At 67.8% G+C, this 22,002-nt stretch carries 20 protein-coding genes; 10 read left to right on the plus strand and 10 right to left on the minus strand.

Annotation, left to right across the window (positions count from 1 at the left end; translation table 11 throughout):
* The first annotated feature begins 118 nt into the window (after nucleotides 1-118).
* Nucleotides 119-1,489, plus strand: a complete 1,371-nt coding sequence (locus AADH62_RS06025; protein WP_341578696.1) for a deoxyribodipyrimidine photo-lyase — start codon at nucleotides 119-121, stop codon at nucleotides 1,487-1,489.
* Here the strand turns inward: AADH62_RS06025 and AADH62_RS06030 are convergent, their stop codons facing one another.
* Complete coding sequence (locus tag AADH62_RS06030; protein ID WP_341578697.1) at nucleotides 1,490-1,894, minus strand: hypothetical protein; 405 nt, start codon at nucleotides 1,892-1,894, stop codon at nucleotides 1,490-1,492. It abuts the gene before it with no gap.
* A gap of 23 nt (nucleotides 1,895-1,917) precedes the next feature.
* The gene (gene pheA, locus AADH62_RS06035) at nucleotides 1,918-2,874 is read right to left on the minus strand and encodes a prephenate dehydratase (RefSeq protein WP_228178406.1); all 957 of its coding nucleotides are present in this window, start codon (nucleotides 2,872-2,874) and stop codon (nucleotides 1,918-1,920) included.
* A gap of 119 nt (nucleotides 2,875-2,993) precedes the next feature.
* Between pheA and pgm the strand changes: the two genes are divergently transcribed.
* Nucleotides 2,994-4,634, plus strand: coding sequence for a phosphoglucomutase (alpha-D-glucose-1,6-bisphosphate-dependent) (gene pgm / locus AADH62_RS06040; RefSeq protein WP_341578698.1), 1,641 nt, complete (start codon nucleotides 2,994-2,996; stop codon nucleotides 4,632-4,634).
* On the opposite strand, the gene AADH62_RS06045 is transcribed toward pgm, so the two are convergent.
* A complete protein-coding gene (locus tag AADH62_RS06045) occupies nucleotides 4,631-4,852 on the minus strand; it encodes an FUSC family protein (protein ID WP_267189684.1) in 222 nt (73 codons plus the stop codon). The two genes, pgm and AADH62_RS06045, sit on opposite strands and share 4 nt — an antisense overlap.
* A gap of 197 nt (nucleotides 4,853-5,049) precedes the next feature.
* On the opposite strand from AADH62_RS06045, the gene galE reads away from it, so the two are divergent.
* A complete protein-coding gene (gene galE, locus AADH62_RS06050) occupies nucleotides 5,050-6,027 on the plus strand; it encodes a UDP-glucose 4-epimerase GalE (protein WP_292800515.1) in 978 nt (325 codons plus the stop codon).
* A gap of 27 nt (nucleotides 6,028-6,054) precedes the next feature.
* On the opposite strand, the gene AADH62_RS06055 is transcribed toward galE, so the two are convergent.
* Complete coding sequence (locus AADH62_RS06055; protein ID WP_341578699.1) at nucleotides 6,055-7,062, minus strand: LacI family DNA-binding transcriptional regulator; 1,008 nt, start codon at nucleotides 7,060-7,062, stop codon at nucleotides 6,055-6,057.
* A 55-nt stretch (nucleotides 7,063-7,117) separates the two neighbouring features.
* Between AADH62_RS06055 and galT the strand changes: the two genes are divergently transcribed.
* The gene (gene galT, locus AADH62_RS06060; RefSeq protein ID WP_341578758.1) at nucleotides 7,118-8,275 is read left to right on the plus strand and encodes a galactose-1-phosphate uridylyltransferase; all 1,158 of its coding nucleotides are present in this window, start codon (nucleotides 7,118-7,120) and stop codon (nucleotides 8,273-8,275) included.
* 44 nt (nucleotides 8,276-8,319) lie between these two features.
* Nucleotides 8,320-9,459 (plus strand): galactokinase, encoded by a 1,140-nt coding sequence (gene galK, locus AADH62_RS06065; RefSeq protein WP_341578759.1) that lies wholly within the window; start codon nucleotides 8,320-8,322, stop codon nucleotides 9,457-9,459.
* A 123-nt stretch (nucleotides 9,460-9,582) separates the two neighbouring features.
* On the opposite strand, the gene AADH62_RS06070 is transcribed toward galK, so the two are convergent.
* Both AADH62_RS06070 and AADH62_RS06075 read right to left on the minus strand, forming a co-directional pair.
* A complete protein-coding gene (locus AADH62_RS06070; protein ID WP_341578700.1) occupies nucleotides 9,583-11,862 on the minus strand; it encodes a glycoside hydrolase family 3 C-terminal domain-containing protein in 2,280 nt (759 codons plus the stop codon).
* A 63-nt stretch (nucleotides 11,863-11,925) separates the two neighbouring features.
* Nucleotides 11,926-13,254: an MFS transporter gene (locus AADH62_RS06075; protein ID WP_341578701.1), complete on the minus strand. Its 1,329-nt coding sequence runs from the start codon at nucleotides 13,252-13,254 to the stop codon at nucleotides 11,926-11,928.
* A 101-nt stretch (nucleotides 13,255-13,355) separates the two neighbouring features.
* Between AADH62_RS06075 and AADH62_RS06080 the strand changes: the two genes are divergently transcribed.
* Both AADH62_RS06080 and AADH62_RS06085 read left to right on the plus strand, forming a co-directional pair.
* On the plus strand, nucleotides 13,356-13,955 hold the full coding sequence (locus tag AADH62_RS06080; protein WP_341578702.1) for a helix-turn-helix domain-containing protein: 600 nt from the start codon (nucleotides 13,356-13,358) through the stop codon (nucleotides 13,953-13,955).
* On the plus strand, nucleotides 13,952-15,448 hold the full coding sequence (locus AADH62_RS06085; protein ID WP_341578703.1) for a carboxylesterase/lipase family protein: 1,497 nt from the start codon (nucleotides 13,952-13,954) through the stop codon (nucleotides 15,446-15,448). Before AADH62_RS06080 ends, AADH62_RS06085 begins: the two co-directional genes overlap by 4 nt.
* Nucleotides 15,449-15,481: 33 nt before the next feature.
* Here AADH62_RS06085 and AADH62_RS06090 read toward each other — a convergent pair whose 3' ends face one another.
* Genes AADH62_RS06090 through AADH62_RS06105 form a run of 4 tightly spaced genes read right to left on the minus strand, consistent with a single transcriptional unit; the run spans nucleotide 15,482 to nucleotide 19,280 of the window.
* Nucleotides 15,482-16,465: an LLM class F420-dependent oxidoreductase gene (locus tag AADH62_RS06090; RefSeq protein WP_341578704.1), complete on the minus strand. Its 984-nt coding sequence runs from the start codon at nucleotides 16,463-16,465 to the stop codon at nucleotides 15,482-15,484.
* A gap of 33 nt (nucleotides 16,466-16,498) precedes the next feature.
* The gene (locus tag AADH62_RS06095) at nucleotides 16,499-17,305 is read right to left on the minus strand and encodes a site-specific DNA-methyltransferase (RefSeq protein ID WP_341578760.1); all 807 of its coding nucleotides are present in this window, start codon (nucleotides 17,303-17,305) and stop codon (nucleotides 16,499-16,501) included.
* Between the two features lie 35 nt (nucleotides 17,306-17,340).
* Nucleotides 17,341-18,390, minus strand: a complete 1,050-nt coding sequence (locus AADH62_RS06100; RefSeq protein ID WP_292800509.1) for a lipoate--protein ligase family protein — start codon at nucleotides 18,388-18,390, stop codon at nucleotides 17,341-17,343.
* A gap of 41 nt (nucleotides 18,391-18,431) precedes the next feature.
* Nucleotides 18,432-19,280 carry an alpha/beta fold hydrolase gene (locus tag AADH62_RS06105; protein WP_292800507.1) on the minus strand — a complete coding sequence of 283 codons (849 nt, stop codon included), beginning with the start codon at nucleotides 19,278-19,280 and terminating at the stop codon, nucleotides 18,432-18,434.
* A gap of 154 nt (nucleotides 19,281-19,434) precedes the next feature.
* Here AADH62_RS06105 and AADH62_RS06110 point away from each other — a divergent pair, with 154 nt between their 5' ends.
* The 3 genes from AADH62_RS06110 to budA all read left to right on the plus strand — a co-directional run bounded on the left by AADH62_RS06110 (nucleotide 19,435) and on the right by budA (nucleotide 21,998).
* Nucleotides 19,435-19,905, plus strand: coding sequence for a MarR family transcriptional regulator (locus AADH62_RS06110; protein WP_341578705.1), 471 nt, complete (start codon nucleotides 19,435-19,437; stop codon nucleotides 19,903-19,905).
* 5 nt (nucleotides 19,906-19,910) lie between these two features.
* Nucleotides 19,911-21,191 (plus strand): MFS transporter, encoded by a 1,281-nt coding sequence (locus tag AADH62_RS06115; RefSeq protein ID WP_425355650.1) that lies wholly within the window; start codon nucleotides 19,911-19,913, stop codon nucleotides 21,189-21,191.
* A 93-nt stretch (nucleotides 21,192-21,284) separates the two neighbouring features.
* On the plus strand, nucleotides 21,285-21,998 hold the full coding sequence (gene budA, locus AADH62_RS06120; protein ID WP_292707826.1) for an acetolactate decarboxylase: 714 nt from the start codon (nucleotides 21,285-21,287) through the stop codon (nucleotides 21,996-21,998).
* Nucleotides 21,999-22,002 lie beyond the last annotated feature (4 nt).

The raw sequence follows: 22,002 nt of genomic DNA on the forward strand, positions 1-22,002 counted from the left end.
CGGGGGCTCCTCTGCACCGATGACGCAGGCACTCGGGTGTGCCCACACGACAGAACCTATCGCGTCGGGTCGCGCTCGAACGGCCCCAGCAGCGTTGACAGGGCGTTAGCATCCCAACGTGACCTCTCGCACGATCGTCTGGTTCCGAGACGACCTGCGGATCGGCGACAATCCCGCCCTTCACGAAGCCGTGAACCGCGGAGAGCCGATCGTCGCGGTCTTCGTCTTCGAAGAACGCTCCCCCGGCATCCGTCCGCTCGGTGGAGCGAGTCGCTGGTGGCTCCACCACAGCCTGAACGCCCTCGAGGGCGAGCTGAACGGGCTCGGCATCACCCTCGTCCTGCGGCGAGGAGCCGCGGGCAAGATGATCCGCGAGCTCGTCGCCGAGACAGGCGCTGACGCGATCTACTGGAACCGGCGCTACGGCCTGCCCGAGCGCGACATCGACGCCCAGCTGAAATCCGAGCTGCGGGATGCCGGCCTCGATGTGCGCTCCTTCGGCGCGAACCTGCTGTTCGAGCCGTGGACCGTCCGCACCGGCTCCGGCACACCGTACGGTGTCTTCACCCCGTTCTGGAAGGCGTGCCTGGCACTCCCCGAACCACGCGAGCCGCTTCCCGCCCCCACGGGGGCACGCGGCGCCCGGCCCGCCGTCGACAGCGACGACGTGACCGACTGGCAGCTCTTGCCCACCGACCCCGACTGGGCCACGGGCTTTCGCGAGACCTGGGAACCCGGCGAGGCCTCAGCTCATACCCGACTCGAGGCGTTCCTGGCCGACGACCTGCCTGACTACGCGACAAAGCGCGACCGGCCCGACCGTGCAGTGACCTCGCGCCTGTCCCCGCACCTCCGGTGGGGAGAGATCAGCCCGCACGAGATCTGGCATCAGACACGGGCGCGCCACGCAGGGGGGCCTCACGCGAACGCGGCACAGAAGTTCCTCGCCGAAGTCGGCTGGCGCGAGTTCGCCTGGCACGTCCTCTTCCACTTCCCCGACCTTGCGACCAAGAACTGGCGCTCCGAGTTCGACGCGTTCCCCTGGCCGCGGCTGAACCCGGCCCGACTGGAGGCCTGGCAGCGCGGGCGCACCGGTGTCGCGCTCGTGGATGCCGGGATGCGCGAGCTCTGGCACACCGGAACGATGCACAACCGCGTCCGGATGGTGACGGCATCCTTCCTCACCAAGAACCTCATGATCGACTGGCGTAAGGGCGAGCAGTGGTTCTGGGACACCCTCGTGGATGCGGATGCCGCATCCAACCCGTTCGGCTGGCAGTGGGTGGCCGGCTCCGGCGCCGACGCCGCACCCTACTTCCGCATCTTCAACCCGGAGCTGCAGGCCGCCAAGTTCGATCCCGACGGAGCCTACGTGGGCCGGTGGGCTCCCGAGCACGCCGGTGAGGATGCGCCCGAGCCGATCGTCGACCTCAAGGCCACACGTGACGCGGCGCTGGCCGCCTACGAGACGGTCAAGAACGCGCGCTGACTAACCGGCCATGGTCGAGGCGCCGATGATGCGAAAGACGATCACCAACGCGCACCCCAGGAGCACGGCAGAAACGGGCGTCCAGATCGCACGTTCGATGCGACTCCGTGAGATTCCGTTCATCGCGGTCGCGATCGCAAACAGCCCCACGAGCACCCACAGCACAACGATGTTCCACGAGTCAGGCACCGGCCCCGCGAGAGCGGGGATTGCAAGGGACAGGAAGAACCACGCGACGAGTGCCCAGACCACCGCCGCTATGCCGCTGGCGATACGAAGCCGTGGCTCGAGCGTCGCCGATGCGCCACCGTAGGCCGCCTTCCCCCACGACACCCCGGCCGCGAGCGCTACTTGAAATCCGACGAGCACAAGGAGCAGGACCACCGCGACCCATGCCGCAACCACCGCCAGAGTTTCCATCGCAGGCCTCAGCGGTCGGGTTCACCCGAGAGCAGGCCGCGCAACCAGTCTCGAGCCTCGACGAACACATCGTCGGAGTACCGGTCGGGGTAGCGGACGACCGCGTGGTCGGCGCGGGGATAGGAACCGAGGAAGATGACCTTGGGACTGAAACGCCGCAGCCCCAAGAGCGCATCGGCCATACGTTCGTCCTTGATGTGCCCGTCGGCGTCGATCACGAATCGATAGCGGCCCAGCGCATCGCCGATCGGCCGCGATGCAAGCAGACTCAGGTTGATCCCGCGCGTTGCGAACTGCTCGAGCATCTCCAGAAGGGCCCCGGGGTGATCATCGGGCAGCTCGGCGATGAGCGATGTCTTGTCGGCACCGGTCGGCTCAGGTGGCGCGACGGTCCGACTGACCAGCACGAACCGCGTGACAGCCTCGGCGTTGTCACCGATACCCTCGGCCAGCAGCTCGACATCGAGGTGCTCCAGGATGCCGGGGGCAGCGATCGCGGCATCGGCATCCGAGGTACCGTCGATCAGCCCGACAGCGCTCGCGACGTTCGACGCCGCCGGGATATGGGCGTGGGCGGGAAGAGTGCCGGTAAGCCACCGCAGGCACTGGGCGTAGGCGACGGGATGCGCAGCCACCAGCGACACGTCCTCAAGCCGTGTGCCGGGCCGCCCGACGAGGACGAACTCGACCGGAACGAGGTACTCGCCGACGATGCGCAGTCCGGGCATCGTCGCGAGGGCGTCTTGCGCGGTCGAAACCCCACCGTCGACCGAGTTCTCGATCGCGATCATCGCGGCATCCGATCGACCCTCGACGACATCGGCGAGCGCCTCGCCGACATTGCGGACGGGGCGCCAGATCTGCCCGCGGGCCTCCGGCACCTGCGCCAGAGCCGCTTCGGTAAAGGTCCCCGCGGGTCCGAGATAGCTATAGGTCCGGCGGGTAGCTTCGGGCTCGTCGCTCACGGCAACCCAGCCTAGACCTGCGGCTCGACCCCACGCAGTTCAGCCCCCAGAGCAGGGGGCATCGGCATCGAGAGGCCACGCGGGATTGCGTGCGCTCGCTCGGGTGACAGACTGTGTTCATGAGCCGCGCAGGTCTGCCAGCCGAAGAATCCGACCTCATCGACATCGACGAACTGATCGCCGCGTATTACGAACGGGTCCCGGATCCGGCGGTGCCGGAGCAGCGCGTCGCGTTCGGAACGAGCGGTCACCGCGGTTCATCGCTGTCGACGAGCTTCAACGAGGTGCACATCCTCGCCACGACGCAGGCGATCGTCGACTACCGCACGGCTAATGGCATCGCCGGTCCCCTGTTCCTGGGCCGCGACACCCACGGGCTCTCCCGACCGGCCGAGCGCAGCGCCATCGAAGTGCTGGTGGCCAACGGCGTCGGCGTGCGCGTCGACTCGCGTGACTCCTGGGTACCGACCCCGGCGCTCAGCCACGCGATCCTGACCTTCAACCGCGGCAAGGCCGGCGACGACCCGACGCGTGCCGACGGCATCGTCGTCACCCCATCGCACAACCCGCCCCGGGACGGCGGCTTCAAGTACAACCCGCCCCACGGTGGTCCCGCCGACACCGACGCGACGGGCTGGATTGCGAACCGGGCCAACGAGCTCATCGCGGCAGGTCTCGAGGGTGTGAAGCGGGTGCGCTTCGCCGATATGGACGGCGAGCGCATCGGTTCCTACGACTTCCGTGACGCCTACGTGCGCGACCTCGAGAACATCATCGACGTCAACGCGATCGCCCGCGCCGGCATCCGGATCGGCGCCGACCCGCTCGGCGGTGCGTCAGTCGAGTACTGGGCCTACATCGCCGAGGTCTACGGCTTGGACCTTACCGTCGTGAACCCCGACGTCGACCCGACCTGGCGATTCATGACGCTGGACTGGGACGAGAAGATCCGCATGGATCCCTCCTCCCCCTCCGCGATGGCATCGCTGGTCGCCCGCCGCCACGAGTTCGACATCCTCACCGGCAACGACGCCGACGCCGACCGCCACGGCATCGTCACCCCGGATGCCGGACTCATGAACCCCAACCACTACCTCGCCGTCGCGATCGACTACCTCTTCTCGCACCGCGACGGATGGGAATCGGATGCCGCGGTCGGCAAGACCCTGGTCTCGTCGATGATCATCGACCGCGTCGTCGCGGCCCTGGGCAGGGACCTCTACGAGGTGCCGGTTGGATTCAAATGGTTCGTGCCAGGTCTGCTCGATGGATCTGTCGCGTTCGGCGGTGAAGAGTCGGCCGGCGCGTCCTTCCTCCGCAAGGACGGGTCGGTGTGGACAACCGACAAGGACGGCATCCTGCTGTGCCTGCTCGCCGCTGAAATCCTCGCCGTCACCGGCAAAACACCCTCGCAGCGCTATGCCGAGCTCGACGAACAGTTCGGGTCATCCGCCTACCAGCGGGTTGATGCGCCGGCCACTCCCGCGCAGAAGGCGACGCTCTCGAAGCTCTCCCCCGAGTCGGTGACAGCTACCGAGCTTGCCGGCGAACCGATCACCGCGAAGCTCTCGCACGCGCCCGGCAACGGCGCAGCGATCGGCGGCCTCAAGGTGCAGACCGAGAGCGCGTGGTTTGCTGCACGGCCGTCGGGCACGGAAGACGTCTACAAGCTCTACGCCGAATCACTCAAGGGCGAAGAGCACCTGCGCGAGGTGCAGGAGCAGGCGCGCGCCGTCGTTTCCGCGGCTCTCGGTTCCTAGGCCGGCCTGCGGTACGCCCGAAGCGGAACGAAGCTGACGGCAACCGCCAGCGCTGACCCGACGATCGTGTCGACGACACGCTCGCCGGCGATCGCCACCGAGCCGAACTCTCCGGCTGCCGCGCCTGTCAGGACGAGGACCAGGGGCGTGATCAGCACGAGCGCGAGCGCATAGTTGCGAGCGACGACAAGCTCGATTCCGAACTTCGCCCTGATCAACGGGTTCCTCCTGGGCCGCTTCTGGAGCGCAGGCCCCCAGCGCACGCTCTACGTCCCAGCGCCGGTGACGCGCGCCAGGACCAATGAGATCGTCGTGCTGACTCTGGATGCCGCGAGCTCGGCGACCGCACGCTTCGTCCCCTCCGCGCTCCTCGGCCCGACCGAAGAGTGATCCCCGACCTGACAGGATGGAAGCCATGAGCTGGCTTGTCACCGGCGGTGCCGGATACATCGGTGCCCACGTCGTCCGCGCGCTGTCCGCCGCGGGGATCGCCCCGGTCGTCATCGATGACCTGTCCAGCGGACACGACGGCTTCGTGCCGGCGGGCGTGCCGTTCGTGCGCGGCTCCATCCTCAACCGCGAGCTCGTCGAAGAAACGCTGCGCGAGCATGAGGTCGAGGGCGTCATCCATGTCGCCGGCTACAAGTACGCCGGCGTCTCGGTCACCCGGCCCCTGCACACGTACCACCAGAACGTCGAGGGCACCCGGATCGTGCTCGAGGCGATGGCGGCGGCGGGAGTGACCAAGATCGTGTTCTCGTCCAGCGCCGCGGTGTACGGGACCCCGGATGTGCCGCTCGTGGTCGAGGACCTCCCCAAGCGCCCAGCCTCCCCCTACGGCGAGTCCAAACTCATCGGCGAGTGGCTCATCGCCGATCAGGCGCGCGCGACTGCCGACACCCACGCACCGCTGCGGCACACGTCGCTGCGCTACTTCAACGTCGTCGGGTCGGCCGACCCGAGCGTCTACGACACGAGCCCGCACAACCTCTTCCCGATCGTTTTCGAGAAGCTGATTGCGGGCGAGACACCACGCATCAACGGCGACGACTACGACACCCCCGACGGCACCAACGTGCGCGATTACGTGCACGTCGGTGACATCGCCGCCGCTCACGTCGCCGCCGCGCAACGCCTGATCGCGGGCGAACCGATCGAGGCCGCCTACAACCTCGGGTCGCAGAACGGGCTGTCGGTGCGCGAGATCATGGATGCCATGGCTCGGGTCACCGGGATCGCGTTCACTCCCGAGGTCGGGCCGCGTCGCCCTGGCGACCCCGACCGAATCGTCGCGACGGGAGAACTCGCTGCCCGCGACCTCGACTGGCAGATGCGCTACTCGATCGACGAGATGGTGCGCACCGGGTGGGAAGCGCGCCAGAACGCGCTCTGAGCGGTCGCGGTCGCGGTCGCGAAACGATCAGGCAGGCTGCACGAAGGGCGCTGCGCTGCTGCCGCGAACAACCAGCGGCGCATCGATCACCTCTCGCGATCCCGCCTCTGCGCCGTCGAGTACGGCGGCTACCGCGCGCTGTCCGAGCAGATCGAATCGCTGACGCACCGTCGTGAGCGCTGGGGTGAAGTTCGCGGCATCCGCCACATCGTCGAACCCGACGACACTCAGCTGTTCGGGCACGAGGATGCCGAGTTCGGAGGCCGCTCGCAGGACGCCGAGCGCCATCTGATCATTTGCGACGACAACCGCTGTCACGGGATCACTGGCGTCGAGGTTCGCGAGAAGCTCTAGACCCGCCCGGTAACCCGACGCCGAGTCCCACGCGCCGCGCAACAGCGCGCCTGGCTGCAGACCCGCAGCCACGAGAGTCTCACGCCACCCGCGCTCACGTTCGGCGGCGGCATAGGACGACTCTGGCCCGGCAATGTGAGCGATGACACGGTGCCCGAGTTCACGAAGGTGCGCCGTCGCGGCTGCTGAGCCGGCAGCGTGGGCGGTTTCCACCCCCGCGTACCGGTCGTCGGGCGGTGAATCGACCACAGCCAGACGCAGGTCGGTGGGCAGCTCGCTCTGACGAAGAAGCGCTGACGCCTCGTTGACCACGATCGCCCCATCCACACCCTGATCGCGGAGCCGCTCGAAGGCCTCGGCCGGGCCACCCTCGCCGATACGTGCGACGGCGACGGCGTAGCCGCGCGCAGATGCCTCGTCGACGACGGCCTCGAGCAGCATGGAGTTACCGACGGTGGCGAGGGTCGACACGACGGCCCCGACGACTCCGGTGCGGCCGGTGCGCAGCGCCCGGGCTGCCCGGTGGACTCGATAGCCGGCCTGGGCCATGGCCGCCTCGACACGCGTGCGCGTCACGGGGTCGACGCGCGGGCTGCCGTTGGCAACCCGCGATACAGTCTGCGTCGACACGCCGGCCAGTTCCGCGACATCGGCCATGGATGCGCGTCGTTGCTGGGTCATTGGGCCCTCCAATGTTGACGATATCACGGCCGAGCACTAGCGTGTTATCGTGAACATGCTTCGGGAACCGATAACCCTCGGCGCCGGTGTCATCAGACGCGACACCACGCTGGCCGATGGGCGAGACCTCTTCTACTACGACGATCCCGATACGACGCTCGGCGCTGATCGCGGAATCGATCAGCGAACGCTCGATCCGCGCCCGACAACGGCGACGATGCGGCAAGACATCCTGACCGGCGACTGGATCTCGATCGCCGCCGCGCGGCAGAACCGCGCCTTCCTGCCGCCGGCAGAGCTGGATCCGCTCGCCCCGCAGACGCCGACGAATCCGTCCGAGATCCCGTCGCGCTACGACGTTGCGGTCTTCGAGAACCGCTCACCCTCGTTCGGCCCGGCCCTCACCGAGGCTCACGGCGACGCACCTGAGGCTGCGAACCCGCCCCGCGGTCTCGATGATCTCGATGCCCTCGGCCTCGGCAGCGTGCGCACCTCCGTCGGCCGGTGCGAGGTCGTGTGCTTCAGTCCCGAGCACACCGGATCGTTCGGAACCCAGTCGGTCACCCGCGCCCGCACCGTCATCGAAGCGTGGGCCGATCGCACCGCAGCCCTGTCTGCCCTCCCGGGCGTCGAGCAGGTGTTCCCGTTCGAGAACCGCGGTGAGGCGATCGGGGTCACTCTGCCCCACCCGCACGGCCAGATCTACGCCTACCCGTATGTCACCCCGCGTACTCGTCGTCTGCTCGAGAACATCTCGCGCACCTCTCCCGATCTGATGCAGCGCGTGCTCGACTTCGAGCGAGAGGGCGGCCGCGTCATCCTCGCCGGTGAACACTGGACCGCCTACGTCCCGTTCGCCGCCCGCTGGCCGATCGAGGTGCACCTTATGCCGCACCGCCACGTCCCCGACTTCGCGGAGTCCACGGATGCCGAACGCGACGAACTCGCCCGCGTGTACCTGCGTCTCCTGCGCGGCATCGACGCACTCTACGAGACCCCGACTCCCTACATCGCCGCCTGGCATCAGGCTCCGGTGAGCGTCGCCCGCGACACCGTGCGGATGCACCTGGAGATCACCTCGCCGCGGCGAGCCGCCGACAAGCTGAAGTTCCTCGCCGGGTCCGAGGCGGCCATGGGCGCCTGGATCGGCGACATCCCGCCCGAGGCCGCCGCCGAACGCCTGCGCGAGGCCGTCGAGGGGGTGCAGCTGTGAGCGCCGGCGATCCCCAGGCCGCTGCCCTCGCTCTGCTCGACCAGATGACGGATGCCGCCCCGCTCGGCGTCTGGTCCGCGCCGGGACGCGTGAACCTCATCGGCGAACACACCGACTACAACGACGGCTTCGTGCTGCCGTTTGCCATCGACGCCCGCACTGCGGTCGCTGTCGCCGCGCGCACGGATGGGGTCCTGCGGGTTCGCTCGAGCTTCGACGAGTCCGGTGCTTCCGTGGCCATCGCCGAGCTCGACGCGCTGTTCGAGACCCCCGCACCGGCATCCGTCCCTGAATGGACGACCTACCCGCTCGGGGTCGCGTGGGCCCTGCTGCACGCCGCCGGTGAGACCGCGAACCCGCAGGGGCTCGACCTCGCGATCGCGTCTTCGGTTCCCGTCGGCGCGGGTCTGTCGTCATCCGCCGCCATTGAATGCGCCGTCGCGGTGGCGCTGAACGAGCTGTGGGGCACCGGACTCGGCGCGAAGGATCTCGCGCGCGTCGGCCGCACTGCCGAGAACGAGGCAGTGGGCGCACCGACGGGGATCATGGATCAGACCGCGTCAATGCTCGGCGAAGCCGATGCCGCCGTGTTCCTGGATTGCCGCACGCTCGAGACCGAGGTCGTGCCGCTGGGGCTGGAGGCAGCCGACCTCGAGGTCCTCGTGATCGACACGCTCGTGACCCACGCACATTCCACCGGCGGGTACCGCGAGCGCCGGGCATCCTGCGAGCAGGGTGCCGCGGCGATGGACGTCGCGATGCTGCGCGATCTGACGCCTGTCGACCTCGAGCGGGCGGCATCCGTCATGGACGAGGTCACCTTGCGCCGGGTGCGGCACGTCGTGACCGAGAACGCCCGCGTGCTCGAGACCGTTCGCGTCCTGCGCGAGTCCGGCCCGCGGGCCATCGGCGAACTCCTGCTGGCCTCGCACGCCTCGATGCGCGACGACTTCGAGATCTCGGTCCCGGAGCTCGACACGGCGGTCGAGGCGGCGATGTCGGGTGGCGCAATCGGCGCGCGCATGACCGGCGGCGGCTTCGGGGGCGCGGCGATCGCCCTGGTCCCCCGCGACCGGCTGGACGCGGTGACGGATGCCGTGACCGCCGCCTTCTCGGCATCCGACTTCCGGACTCCGCGCATCTTCACGGTGCAGCCCTCGGCCGGCGCCCACCGCGACAGCTGACCGCAGCGCGACAGTGACCGCTACCCCTCTCGCCGAGGTAGGACAAATCCCCGGGGGAGGACGAATGGTTCACCAAACGTCCTACCCCGGGGATTTCGCCTACCTTCATGAGGCGGCGGGCACCTACTGCTGCGGCGCGTTCGCCATCGCGATGAGGCCGTCGATCATTTCAGGGCTGACCTGGTCGCCGGCCATCATCGACATCCGGCCAATGGGGAACGACATCATCATCTTGTCCATCGACACGCCCTCGGGCATGACGGACTCGAGACCATCCATCCCCGCCATCAGCTGCTGCATCGCCGCCTGCACCATCTGGCCGACGACCGGATGCGCGATCACTTCGCCGAGCGACGACTCGCGCGACAGCGGGACCGCCACCGGGTCGCCCTCGACGCTAACCGTCGCCGAGCTACGGATGTCGCGGCTCGATGCCCCGACCTCCACGGTGTACGCCCCACCCTCGACGACCCAACCGTCGACACGGATGTCCCAGTAGGCGAGGTCCGCGCGGCGCACCGCGATCGCGACCTTCCGGGACTCGCCGGCAGCGAGCGCCACCGAGGCGAAGCCCTTCAGCTCGCGCACCGGGCGCTGCACCGCCGACCCCGGCAGCGAGGTGTAGACCTGCACGATCTCGCGACCGTCGCGCTCACCCGTGTTGGTCACGGTGACCGTCACCTCGAGGTCTCCCGTCTCGGTGACGCGGGCCGCGGCATCCGTGTACGAGAACGTCGTGTACGACAGGCCGTGGCCGAAGGGATAGGCAACCTCGAGGTTCCGCGCGTCGTACCAGCGGTAGCCGACGAACAGACCCTCGCCGTAGCGGACGTGGCCGAACTCACCCGGGAAGTCCAGGTACGCCGGGGTGTCCGAGAGCCGCAGCGGAATCGTCTCGGTGAGCTTGGCCGACGGGTTCACGTCACCGAACAGCACGTCGGCTGTCGCCCCACCGCCGGCCTGACCGAGGAGCCACCCCTCGAGGATCGCGGGAACCTCGTTCGCGAAGGGGAGGGCGACGACCCCGCCGTTGGAGAGCACGACGACGACGTTCGGGTTCGCGGCACGCACGGCATCCAGCACGGCGAGCTGCTCGGCGGGCAGATCGATGTCGTCGCGGTCATAGCCTTCGGACTCGAGGCGCGCAGGCAACCCGAGGAACAGCACGACGACGTCGGCAGCGGATGCCGCGGCCACCGCCTCGTCACGTAGGCTCACCGTCTCGGCTTCCTCGACCTCGGCAGCAAGCGAGAACCCGGGAGCGTAGGCGACCTCACCTGTCGCGAGCGCACGGATCTCGTCGATCGCCGTGTCCAGACGGGTCGGGTTGATCAGCGAGGAGCCGGCCCCCTGGTAGCGCGGCTTCTCGGCGAACGCGCCGATGACGGCGAGGTTCGCGTCTTTGGCCAGGGGCAGGATGCCTCCCTCATTCTTCAGGAGCACGATCGAGCGGCCAGCAGCCTCGCGGGCGAGGGCATGGTGTGCGTCGACGTCGAGCGGTCCTGGCACCGCGCCGGCCCCGGCCTGGGCCTTGCGGACAAGGTCGATGACACGGCCCGCTGCGATATCCAGCGCCGACTCATCGAGCTCACCGGAGCGGACAGCGGCGACGAGCTCGGCATCCGTCCGCCCGTTCGAGGAGGGCATCTCAAGGTCGAGACCGGCGGGAAGACCCTTCACCCTCTCGTTGACCGCACCCCAGTCCGAGACGACCAGACCCTCGAAGCCCCACTCGTCGCGAAGCACGCGCGTGAGCAGCCACGGGTCCTCCGAGGCGTAAACCCCGTTGATCTTGTTGTACGAGCACATGACAGTCCACGGCTGGGCATCGCGCACGACGCGCTCGAACCCCCGCAGGTAGATCTCGCGCAGCGGCCGCGGGTCGATATCGGAGCTTGCCCGCATCCGATCCGTCTCTTGGTTGTTCGCGGCGAAGTGTTTGAGCGAGGTGCCCACTCCCTGCGACTGGACGCCCTTCACGAAGGCGGCGCCCAGAACTCCCGAGATCAGCGGGTCTTCGGAGAAGTACTCGAAGTTGCGCCCGCACAGCGGCGAGCGCTTGATGTTGATGCCGGGCCCGAGCAGGACGGCCACATCCTCGATCGATGTCTCGGCGCCGAGGGCCTGACCGACCCGATCGAGAAGCTCGACATCCCACGAGGAGCCCAGGCCCACCGCCGGCGGGAAGCACGTCGCCGGAACCGACGAGCCGAGGCCGAGGTGGTCACCGGTCCCCCCTTGCTTGCGGAGGCCGTGGGGTCCGTCGGTCACCATGATCGAGGGGATCCCGACCCGCTCGATCGGCTTGGTGTGCCAGAAGTTCAGGCCGCTGGTCAGCGAGGCCTTCTCTTCCAGGGTCAGATCGGCGACTGTCGCCTCGACGGCGCGGTCGTTGTCAGTCATGGGGTTCCTTTCGCGGGGATGGACAGGTCGCCGGGGCGTGCTCGACGCGCCCCGGGCAAGACGCTACTTGACGGATCGGATGGGCCAGACGGCGAGCGCGCCGAGGATGCCGAGCACGATCGCGACGGGGAACAGGCCTTGGTATCCCACGGTCAACACGATTGCGCCAGCGACCGCGGGCGCGAGAGTCTGCGGCAGCGTCGCGGCGATGTTCACGACACCCAGGTCCTTCGCAAAGGACTTCGCCGAGGGGAGCACCTGGCTGATCAGAGCCGTATCGACTGCCTGGAACATGCCGAAGCCAAAGCCTGCAATGAAGGTCATGATGAACCATGCCGTGAGGTCCTGCCAGAACCACGGCAGAAGGAAGGCGAGACTCACAACTGCAGCGGAGGCGAACACGAAAGGCTTGCGACGTCCGATCCGGTCAGAGAGTGGTCCGGAGACGACTGTCGAGATCAGAATGCCCACGAGGCTCAGGAGCCCGAGAAGCGGGATGACGGTCTCGGGCGCCTCAACGCCGAAATAGTCGGTCAGAAGGAACAGCTGATACCCGGTTACCGCGAAGTAGCCGGTGTAGAGCAGGAGGCGCCCGGTGAAGGCCCAGAAGAAGTCGGGGTGCGCGATCGGGTTGACCCAGAACGTACGGAGGAAGTCGCCGAGCTTGAACGGCTCGGGCTGGATGTCGCGGCTGGAGTAGTCCGGGTTGAACAGTACGAACAGGATCAGCATCACCAGGGCGAAGACGGCGAACACGATGTACCCGACGGTGACGCTGTTGTAGAAGAGCGCCCCGAGGATCGAGCCACCCAAGGCACCCACCATGAGCCCAATGCCCGTGAGCGCCGCGAAGGTCCCGCGACGAGCGACCGGCACCCGGTCAGGCATGACCGCCGACAGGGGCCCCTGCGCGAAGTTGAAGCTGATCTGCACGAGCGTCCACGCGATGACGACACCGAGGAACGAGTTCGCGAACGCGAGGCCGACAAGCGCGAGCGAGCCTGCGAGGGCGCCGATGATCATCCACGGCGCGCGGCGGCCGAATCGGGTGCGGGTGCGGTCCGAGATCTGGCCGGCGATCGGCTGGGCCACCATCGCGGCGAACGCGCCGATCGTCGAGGCGATCGCGAGGTTTGCGACCTTGTCGGCCTCACCGAACAGGACCGTGATCTGCTGCGGCAGCAGGATGCCGGGAATCGCGCCCCAGAGCATGAAGATGCCGAGGTTGGCGGGGATGATCCACCACATCAGTCGGCGCAGTCCCTTGATGGGCGGCGGCGGGTCGTCGGTGCCGGAGGCCGAGGCCAGGAACGTGGTCTCGGTCATGGGCGCGGATGCCGCGACCAACGCGGGATCGGCGGGGCTCAGGGGGGATTCAGACGGCGATGTCATGGCACGCTTCTTTCGGGCGAACGAGGGGTCCAACATCGGACCTGCGAAAACCATACGGCACTAGGTTTTGAATTACAAGCATTCTTCGGCACACTCGACTCATGGCACAGCGAGGTTCATATGCGAAGGGCGTGGCCAAACGCGAAGAGATCCTCGAACGCGCCCTCGACGTGATCGCGACAGAGGGCTACGACGGCGCAAGCGTCAAGCGCATCGCGGAGGCCGTCGGGCTCAGTCAAGCGGGACTACTGCACTATTTCGACAGCAAAGAGGAGCTGTTCACCGAAGTCCTGCGCAAGCGTGATGAGCACGACGGTGAGGAGTTCGGCCTTCCGGATGGCAGATCCGTTGACGCCGCCGCGATCGATGTCGCCGTGATCCGCGAGAGCTTCCTGCGCGTCATCCGTCACAACACAGAGGTTCCCGGGCTCGTTGAGCTCTTTTCCCGCCTTGCCGTCGAGGCCGCCAACCCCGAGCATCCCGCCCACGACTACTTTCTCGAGCGAGGCGAAGCGGTGCGTGATGGATTTACCCTGACGGCGCCGACTGGCCCCATGCCCCCGGACGTGTACGCCCGGATCCTCCAGGCAGTCGCTGACGGCCTCCAGCTCCAGTGGCTCGTCGACCCCACCGTCGACATGGCGGGCATTGTCGACCAACTCCTCGCCACCCTGCAGCAGAATCCCGCGTCAGCATCGTGACCACGCCCCCATCCCGGCCGACCCGCGAGGCACCCGTTGTCGATACCACTGCCGGAGCATTCCGGGGCCTGTGGCGGGATGACCCCGAGGCTCCATCTGCCGCCTTCCTCGGCATCCCGTTCGCGCAGCCCCCCATCGGCGAGCTGAGGTTCGCTGCACCGGTTCCGGTGGAGCCGTGGGCCGGCGTCCGAGATGCGACAAGTTTCGGTGCGACCCCACAGCGCGGCCCCGTCGCCGAAGTCACGCTCATCCCCGAGCCGTCGGTCCCCGGAGACTCGACACTGAACGTCAACGTCTTCACGCCCCGACCCGGCGACTCGTCGGCACGTCTGCCGGTGCTCGTCTACATCCACGGGGGCGGCTACGTCTCGGGATCGCCGGCGAGCCCCTGGTATGACGGCGCGTCGTTTGCGCGCGACGGGGTCGTGACCGTCGTGGTGTCGTATCGGCTCGGTTTCGACGGGTTCGGTCTCATCGAGGGCGCGCCGAGCAATCGCGGTGTGCGCGACTGGCTCGCGGCGCTCGAGTGGGTCCAGCGCGAGATCACGGCGTTCGGCGGAGACCCGGATGCCGTCACGATCGCCGGGCAGTCTGCTGGCGGCGGCGCCGTGCTCACGCTGCTCGGGATGCCGGCAGCCCAGCACCTGTTCCACCGGGCGTGGGCGCTCTCGCCAGCGCTCGGCGATGTGTCGCAGGCGCGGGCCCGGAGCGTCGCGACGCAGCTCGCGGAGCTCGCCGGCGTGGCGCCCACGCGGGACGGATTCGCATCCGTCGATCCGGATGTACTGATCGGGTTGCAACAGACGGTCAGCGAGCGCGGGGGTACCCGGCTGTCCGGGATGCGCGAGCTGCTCGAGGACGGCCTCCCGTGGGGCCCCTCGGTCGACGGCGATCTGCTGCCGACCGCCACGCCGACATCCATCGCGAACGGGGTCGGCGCCGAGAAGCCACTCGTCGTCGGCTCCACCGACGACGAGTTCACGATGGTCACCGATGACGCGCGGGCAAAGCTCCGGTTCGTGCCGGCCGCCGTCGCACTCGGCGCCCTGGGAGTGGATGGACCGACTCGGCGCGGATACCTCGCCGACAACGCTGAGCAACACCGACTCGGCACCGCTGCTTTGCTCGGTCGCTACGTTTCGGACGCCGTGTTCCGTAGCGGTGTGGCTCGGATCGCGACGGCTCGTGGCGCGGCCCCGACCTGGGTTTACCGCTTCTCGTGGGCTTCCACCCGCATCGGTTGGGCCTGCCACTGCATCGACGTGCCGTTCTGGTTCGACGTGCTCGACCGTGAACGGGTCGACCTCCTCACGGGCGAGAACCCGCCCGTTGCCCTCGCGGAGGCCGTTCACGGCGCCGCATCCGCCTTCGTCCGTAACGGCGCGCCCGGATGGGAGCCGTGGTCGACCGAGCCCGGTCGCACCCGCGTCTTCGACGTCACCGGGCCCGACGAGATCGACGACGGCTACCGCAGCGTCCGGGCGCTCCTGTAGGCGCGACTCGCCTCGGAGCCGCCGGCGCGGGGGTCAGAGCGCCGGTATGACCTCGCGCTCGAACAGCTCGATGCCGCTCGTGTCGTATGCCGCTTCGGGAAAGTAGTGGATGGCGTAGCCGAGTCCATGATCGGCGCGCTCCTGCAGACGCTCGACGACCTGTTCAGGAGTCCCGAATCCGAGTGATCCGCGGTACTCGGCTTCGATGCTGGCGAGGCGCTCGCCGCCGACGAAAGGCGCCAACCGATCCAGGACCGCGCGCAGACGTTCCTCGGCCTCGGCCTCGTTCGCGCCGATGATCGTGTTGACATTCGAGGATGCGGTGATCTCGCCCGGGTTCCGGCCGAGCGCTGCGCAGTGCTCGTGCAGCACCGAGAGTTTGTGGTCGAACTCCTCGACGCTGCCGGTGAAGTTCGTGTACGACGCGTACTTCGCGGCGATCTTCAGCGTGACCTTCTCGCCGCCGCCGGCGATCCAGAACGGGATTCCCGGACGCTGCAGCGGCTGGGGCTGCACGATCGCGCCGTCGACCTGGTAGTACTTCCCGTCGAGGGTTGCCGACCCGGTCGTCCAGGCCTGGTGCATGATCTCGACTCCTTCGCGGAGCATCGCGAGGCGATCGCGAACCTCCGGAAAGCCGTACCCGTACGCGCGCCACTCGTGCTCGTACCATCCGCCGCCGATTCCCATCTCGGCACGGCCACCCGAGATGATGTCGACTGTCGCCGCGACCTTTGCGAGGTAGGCCGGGTTTCGGTAGCCCATGCAGGTGCACATTTGGCCGAGACGGATGCGGCTGGTCGACGCGGCGAACGCCGACATCAGCGTCCACGCCTCGTGCGTAGCCTCCTGGGTGGCAACAGGCACGGTGTGGAAGTGGTCGTAGACCCAGAGGGACTCCCAGGGGCCGGCATCGGCCCGCTGGGCAAGTCCGTTCATCGCCTCCCACTGCTGCGCGGGATCGATCCCCACGAGGTCGAGACGCCAGCCTTGCGGGATGAAGATTCCGAATCGCATAGCTCCAGCCTAGGTCGCCGAGGCGGAGGCGGGTCAGCTTTCGATGATCGTCGCGAGCGGCATCCGTTCTCGCATGATCGCTATCGCCTCGGGATTGGCGTCGATGAGCACGGCGTCTCGTCCCAGCCCCTGCGCGACAGCACCTGTCGTTCCCGAGCCGGCGAACGGGTCGAGCACAGCTCCGCCCGGGCGCGAGGATGCCTGCACGATTCGCCGCAGCACGCCCTCGGGCTTCTGGGTGGGGTACCCGGTCTTCTCACGCCCGGTCGTCGGGACGATCGTGTGCCACCACACGTCAGTCGGGAGCTTGCCACGCGCCGCCTTCTCGGGGGTCACCAGTCCCGGGGCCATATAGGGCTCGCGATCTACGGCCTCGGAATCGAACCAGTAGCGCGCCGGGTCCTTCACGTAGACAAGGATCGTGTCGTGCTTGGTCGGCCAGCGCTTGCGGGTCTTCGCTCCGTAGTCATACGACCAGATGATCTCGTTGAGAAAGTGGTCGCGGCCGAACACCGCATCCAGCAACACCTTCGCGTAGTGCGCCTCCCGGTAATCGAGGTGGAGGTAGAGAGTGCCGTCGTCGGCGAGAAGACGCCAGGCTTCGAGCACCCGCGGTTCGAGAAAGCCCCAGTAGTCGTCGAACCTGTCGTCGTACACGCGCAGGTCTCCCCGCAACCGCTCGTAGTCGCGGCCGTGGAAGCCGCGCCGGGTCACCGATCCGGGAAGGGGCGCATCGCGCGGCGTGCTGGCTGATTCGACCGCTCGCTCACGCACGCGACCGGTGTTGAACGGGGGGTCGAGGTAGACCAGACCGAATGACGCATCCGGCAGTCCGCGCATCACCGACAGATTGTCGCCGTGATGGATCGTGACGGTCACGGAACCCGATGCAGCCACGCGTCGGTGGCGAACTTCGAGGCGACGAGAGCCTCCGCTTCGGCGTATTCCTCTTCGGTGATATGTCCGACCTCGGCACCGTACAGCGTGGTGAAGGTGTCGGCGAATGCCTGGATGATCGCCTCGCGCGGCAGCCCCGTCTGGCGCCGCAGCGGATCGACGCGCTTGGCGGCCGAGGTCGTTCCCTTGTCGCTGAGTTTCTCACGGCCGATGCGCAGCACGTCGGTGAGCACCTCGCCGTCCATGTCGTAGCTGAGAGTCGCGTGATGCAACACCCCACCGTTCGCGAGGCGCTTCTGCGCTGCACCGCCGATCTTGCCCTCCGGGCTCGCAATGTCGTTGAGCGGCTGGTACGTCGCATCGATCCCGAGGGAGCGGAGCGCCTGCAGAACCCAGTCGTCGAGGAACGCGTAGGAGTCGGCAAAGGTCATGCCCGCGACAAGCGAGGCGGGAACCGAGAGCGAGTACGTGATGATCGCATCAGCGCCCATGAGCATCGCGCCGCCGCCCGAGATCCGCCGCACGACGTCATAGCCGTGACGGCGCGCGCCCTCGGGATCCACCTCGTTGCGGTACGACTGAAACGACCCGATGACGACAGCCGACTCGTTCCATTCCCAGAGGCGCAGGGTCGGCATCCGTCGCCCGTCGCCGACCCGGGTCGTGAGCACCTCGTCGAGCGCGAGGTTCATGCGTGGCGAGACCGGGCGGTCGTGGACGATCTGCCATGAGAAGTCTTTCCAGCCGGATGCGGTCACGAGCGCCCGGCGCACCACGGTGCCTACGGCCTCGGGCGTGAACCCCAGAAGTTGTGCTCCGTCAGGGAGCGCCGCACGTACGGCCGCAGCGATCGTGGGCACGTCGGCTTCGGAGGGAAGGCCCGACACCGCCGCGTTGATCGCGCCGAGGGCATCGTCGGGCTCGAGGAAGAAATCGCCAGCGAGTCGCACATTCGCCAAGCGCCCGGCTTCGACATCCAGGTCGACGACGACGAGCTTTCCGCCCGGGACCTTGTACTCAGCGTGCATGGCACCAGCCTAGGAGGAGCTGCGCGCCGAGGCGCGGACCGTCAGTCGCGGACCGGGAAGCGGGCATCGAGCCACGCCAGGAGGTCAGCGCGGACCTCGGCCTGCTGGGCCTCGTTGAAGATCTCGTGCCGCGCTCCCGGGTAGACGAGCGTGGTGACATCGGTGAACCCCGAACGCGTGCGATAGGCATCCGCCAGCAAATGGTTGCTGCGCGGGCCGCCGACGGTGTCCTCGCGCCCCACCATGATGAGGGTCGGCACGTCGTGCTCGAGATGACGACCGGGTTTGCCGATCAGTCGGAGCGTATCGACGGGCCCGAAGAGCTTGGCCAGCGGAGTCGAGGTCGTGAGCGGATCGGCGAGGAACGCTTCGGCAACTGCCGGATCGGTCGAGAGCCATTCCATGCCGTTGGCGTTCGGGCCCTGCCACGGCGCGTTCAGATCACCCGAGTTCAGCGATCCCGGCCAGCGCAACGCCGACCCGCTGAGGATCAGTCCATCGATCGCCGCCGAATGACGGTTCACGAGGATCTGCGCGATGAAGGATCCCCACGAGTGACCGAGCAGGATGAAGGGAAGATCCGGATGCTCCGCCCTAGCCATCTCGCTCAACTGCCAGACCGCGTCGATCGTCGCACGCAAGCCGCCGGGGCCGAGGCGACCGAGGCGCTCGCTGCTGCCGTGCTGGCGCATCCCGGTGCGGCCGTGACCGCGATGATCGTCGGCGTAGACGATGAACCCGGCATCCGTCAGCGCACCGATCACCGCGCCATAGCGGCCGGCGTGCTCGCCCACGCCGTGGAGGAGATGGATGACGCCGCGGGGAGTGGTCACGGGAGTGGCGAGGTCGTAGACGATCTCGACACCGTGCACGTCGGTGTACTCGGGCATGCCGGAAGCTTAGCAAGCCGTAGGCAGGCTGGTGCGAGATGCAGCGGCTCGGGCCCGCGCAGCGACACGCACCGTGTGGTCTGCGCGCGAGCCAACCTGACGCCCGAGGCGCCGGTCCCGGGGAGGCGCAGTGCTCATATTTTTAGCATGACTAATGAGCTATGCTAAAGACATCGTGACCGACTCCACACCGCATCCTGATTCGCACCCCCTCGCCGGCGACGCCGCGCAGTTGCGTATCGGCGTCTTCCGATTCGCGCGGCGGATGCGCACGGAGCGGTCGGTCGACTCGATGAGCGACGGCCAGTTCGCGGTTCTCGCGGGCCTGTACCTGCACGGACCACGCACGCTCGGCCAGCTCGCGGAGCGAGAGCGGGTCTCGCCGCCGTCGATGAACCGCACGGTCAACTGCCTGCAGGATGCTGGCTACGTGGCGCGGTCGGCGGATGACAACGACGGTCGCAAGGTCGTGATCACGATCACGGATGCCGGTCGTAGCGTGGTCGACGAGACGACGCGGCGCCGCGATGCCTGGGTCGAGACGATACTGGCCGACGTCAGCGAAGCCGACCGGATGACGCTGGCTGCCGCTGCCGAGATTCTGCAGCGGCTGGCGGCACAATGAGCACGATGTTCCGATCCCTCGGGATCTTCAACTACCGCGTCTGGTTCATCGGGGCGTTGGTATCGAACATCGGCGCCTGGATGCAGTCCACGGCGCAGAACTGGGTGGTCCTCACCGAGTTGACCCCCGGCGACGCTGGTGCAGTCGGAATCACGATGGCCCTCCAGTTCGGTCCTCCCCTCGTGCTGGTCGGCCTCACGGGCTGGGCCACCGACCGGTTCGAGCGACGCCATATCCTTCTTGCGACACAGGGCGTCTCGCTCCTTCTTGCCACGGCGATCGGCATCCTCATCCTCACCGGCGCCATGACCCTTCCGCTCATGTACGCGTTCGCCCTGGGACTCGGGATCGTCGCCGCCTTCGACAATCCGGCGCGTCAGGCTTTCGTCTCCGACCTGGTGACGAAGGAGAACACCAGCAACGCCGTCGCCTTGAACTCGGCATCCTTCAACGCGGCCCGGATGATCGGCCCAGCCGTAGCGGGCCTGTTCATCGTTCTGGTCGGTACCGGCTGGATGTTCCTCGTCAACGCGCTCACCTTCCTCGCGACGATCGGCGCGCTCCTCGCGATGCGACGACACGAACTCACGCCCCGCGCGATCACCCACGGTCGGTCCCGCCTGTCCGACGGATTCCGGTACGTGGCCACCCGACCCGATCTGATTGTGGTTTTCATCGTCGTGTTCCTCGTCGGCGCGTTCGGCATGAACTTCCCGATCTACGCATCCACGATGGCGCTCGAGTTCGGCGCGGGAGCCGACGGCTTCGGCCTGCTGAACTCGGTCCTTGCGATCGGGTCACTCACGGGCGCCCTGCTCGCCGCCCGACGCGACCGCGCCCGCGTTCGCGTCGTGATCGCCGGAGTTCTCGGATTCGCGGTGGCATCAGCGATCTCGTCGGTCATGCCGACATACGCCCTGTACGCGGTGACACTCGTGTTCACCGGGTTCACGGTTGTCACGATCCTCTCGACGGCCAACGGGTACGTGCAGGCCACGACAGATGCCCACCTGCGCGGCAGAGTGCTCGCGATCTACGTCGCGATTCTGCTCGGAGGCACCCCGGTGGGCGCACCGATCGTCGGATGGGTCGCTGACGAGCTCGGTCCGCGTGCCGCCATCCAGCTGGGGACTCTGGCAGCGCTCGTCGCCGCTGCGATAGCGATCACCTGGCTCGTCTGGTCGGGGCGCGTACACCGCGGCGGCAGGCTCCGTCTGCGACTTGACGAGACGCGCCCACTGTCGATCGTCACTCAGCCGATAGCGCAGGCTCCCGCACGGAACTGAGGTCGGCGATCGACTCGAAACACTCATGCAGGGCATCCCCGCTATCGAGCACGTTGCGATCGAGCAACCAGTCCCGGCTACCCTCGAACAGTGATGACCTCACGCCACACGATCCACCAGACGAGCGTCATCGCTGCTCTGCTCGACGGCGTCTACGACGGCGAGACCACCGTCGGCAGCCTTCGCCGCCGCGGTGACTTCGGGATCGGCACCTTCGAAGGCCTTGACGGCGAGCTCATCCTTCTCGACGACACCTGCTACCGCATCCGCGACGACGGCACGGCGACGGTGGCAGCCGATGGCGAAGGAGTGCCCTACGCCGTCGTGACGCGCTTCGAACCGCACCTGAGCTTCGAGATCACCGGGCGGCACACCCGGGCGGAAGTCACGGCGCTCATCGATGAGAAGCTCGGCTCGGCGAACTACATGTACGCGGTGCGGGTCGACGGCGTCTATGAGCGGATGACGGTGCGTGCCGTCCACGTTCAGCAGCAGCCGTACCGCCCACTCGTGCAGGCAACCGCCGAGCAGAAGGTGACGGAGTTCACCGATGTCTCCGGCACCGTCGTCGGCTTTCGAACGCCGGCGTTCGAGGAAGGTCTGTCAGTTCCTGGCTACCACGCCCACGTGCTGCTCGATGAGCGCCGCAGCGGTGGACACGTGCTCGATCACGTCATGCTGCACGGTCGGGTGCAGGTGTGCGTGGGCACGGATCTGCATCTTGAGCTCCCCCGCACCCCCGAGTTCGCCCAGGCAAACCTCGACCCGGAAGACCTGCGCGAACAGGTCGACCGGGCCGAGTCCTGAGGAG

The sequence above is a fragment of the Microbacterium schleiferi genome (assembly GCF_038150145.1).
In the GTDB taxonomy this organism is placed as follows: Bacteria; Actinomycetota; Actinomycetes; order Actinomycetales; family Microbacteriaceae; genus Microbacterium; species Microbacterium schleiferi_B.

Excerpts from the sequence above, each read along its gene's own strand:
- AADH62_RS06105 (WP_292800507.1), bottom strand. The coding sequence starts at position 19,280 with ATGCCCGAGTACACCGACGTGCACGGTGTCGAGATCGTCTACGACCTC.
- AADH62_RS06100 (WP_292800509.1), bottom strand. The coding sequence starts at position 18,390 with ATGCACGCTGAGTACAAGGTCCCGGGCGGAAAGCTCGTCGTCGTCGAC.
- galK (WP_341578759.1), top strand. The coding sequence starts at position 8,320 with ATGACGGATGCCGCCCCGCTCGGCGTCTGGTCCGCGCCGGGACGCGTG.
- AADH62_RS06055 (WP_341578699.1), bottom strand. The coding sequence starts at position 7,062 with ATGACCCAGCAACGACGCGCATCCATGGCCGATGTCGCGGAACTGGCC.
- AADH62_RS06090 (WP_341578704.1), bottom strand. The coding sequence starts at position 16,465 with ATGCGATTCGGAATCTTCATCCCGCAAGGCTGGCGTCTCGACCTCGTG.
- AADH62_RS06075 (WP_341578701.1), bottom strand. The coding sequence starts at position 13,254 with ATGACATCGCCGTCTGAATCCCCCCTGAGCCCCGCCGATCCCGCGTTG.
- galE (WP_292800515.1), top strand. The coding sequence starts at position 5,050 with ATGAGCTGGCTTGTCACCGGCGGTGCCGGATACATCGGTGCCCACGTC.
- AADH62_RS06095 (WP_341578760.1), bottom strand. The coding sequence starts at position 17,305 with ATGCGCGGACTGCCGGATGCGTCATTCGGTCTGGTCTACCTCGACCCC.
- AADH62_RS06080 (WP_341578702.1), top strand. The coding sequence starts at position 13,356 with ATGGCACAGCGAGGTTCATATGCGAAGGGCGTGGCCAAACGCGAAGAG.
- AADH62_RS06070 (WP_341578700.1), bottom strand. The coding sequence starts at position 11,862 with ATGACTGACAACGACCGCGCCGTCGAGGCGACAGTCGCCGATCTGACC.
- budA (WP_292707826.1), top strand. The coding sequence starts at position 21,285 with ATGACCTCACGCCACACGATCCACCAGACGAGCGTCATCGCTGCTCTG.
- pgm (WP_341578698.1), top strand. The coding sequence starts at position 2,994 with ATGAGCCGCGCAGGTCTGCCAGCCGAAGAATCCGACCTCATCGACATC.
- AADH62_RS06110 (WP_341578705.1), top strand. The coding sequence starts at position 19,435 with ATGAGCTATGCTAAAGACATCGTGACCGACTCCACACCGCATCCTGAT.
- galT (WP_341578758.1), top strand. The coding sequence starts at position 7,118 with ATGCTTCGGGAACCGATAACCCTCGGCGCCGGTGTCATCAGACGCGAC.
- AADH62_RS06115 (WP_425355650.1), top strand. The coding sequence starts at position 19,911 with ATGTTCCGATCCCTCGGGATCTTCAACTACCGCGTCTGGTTCATCGGG.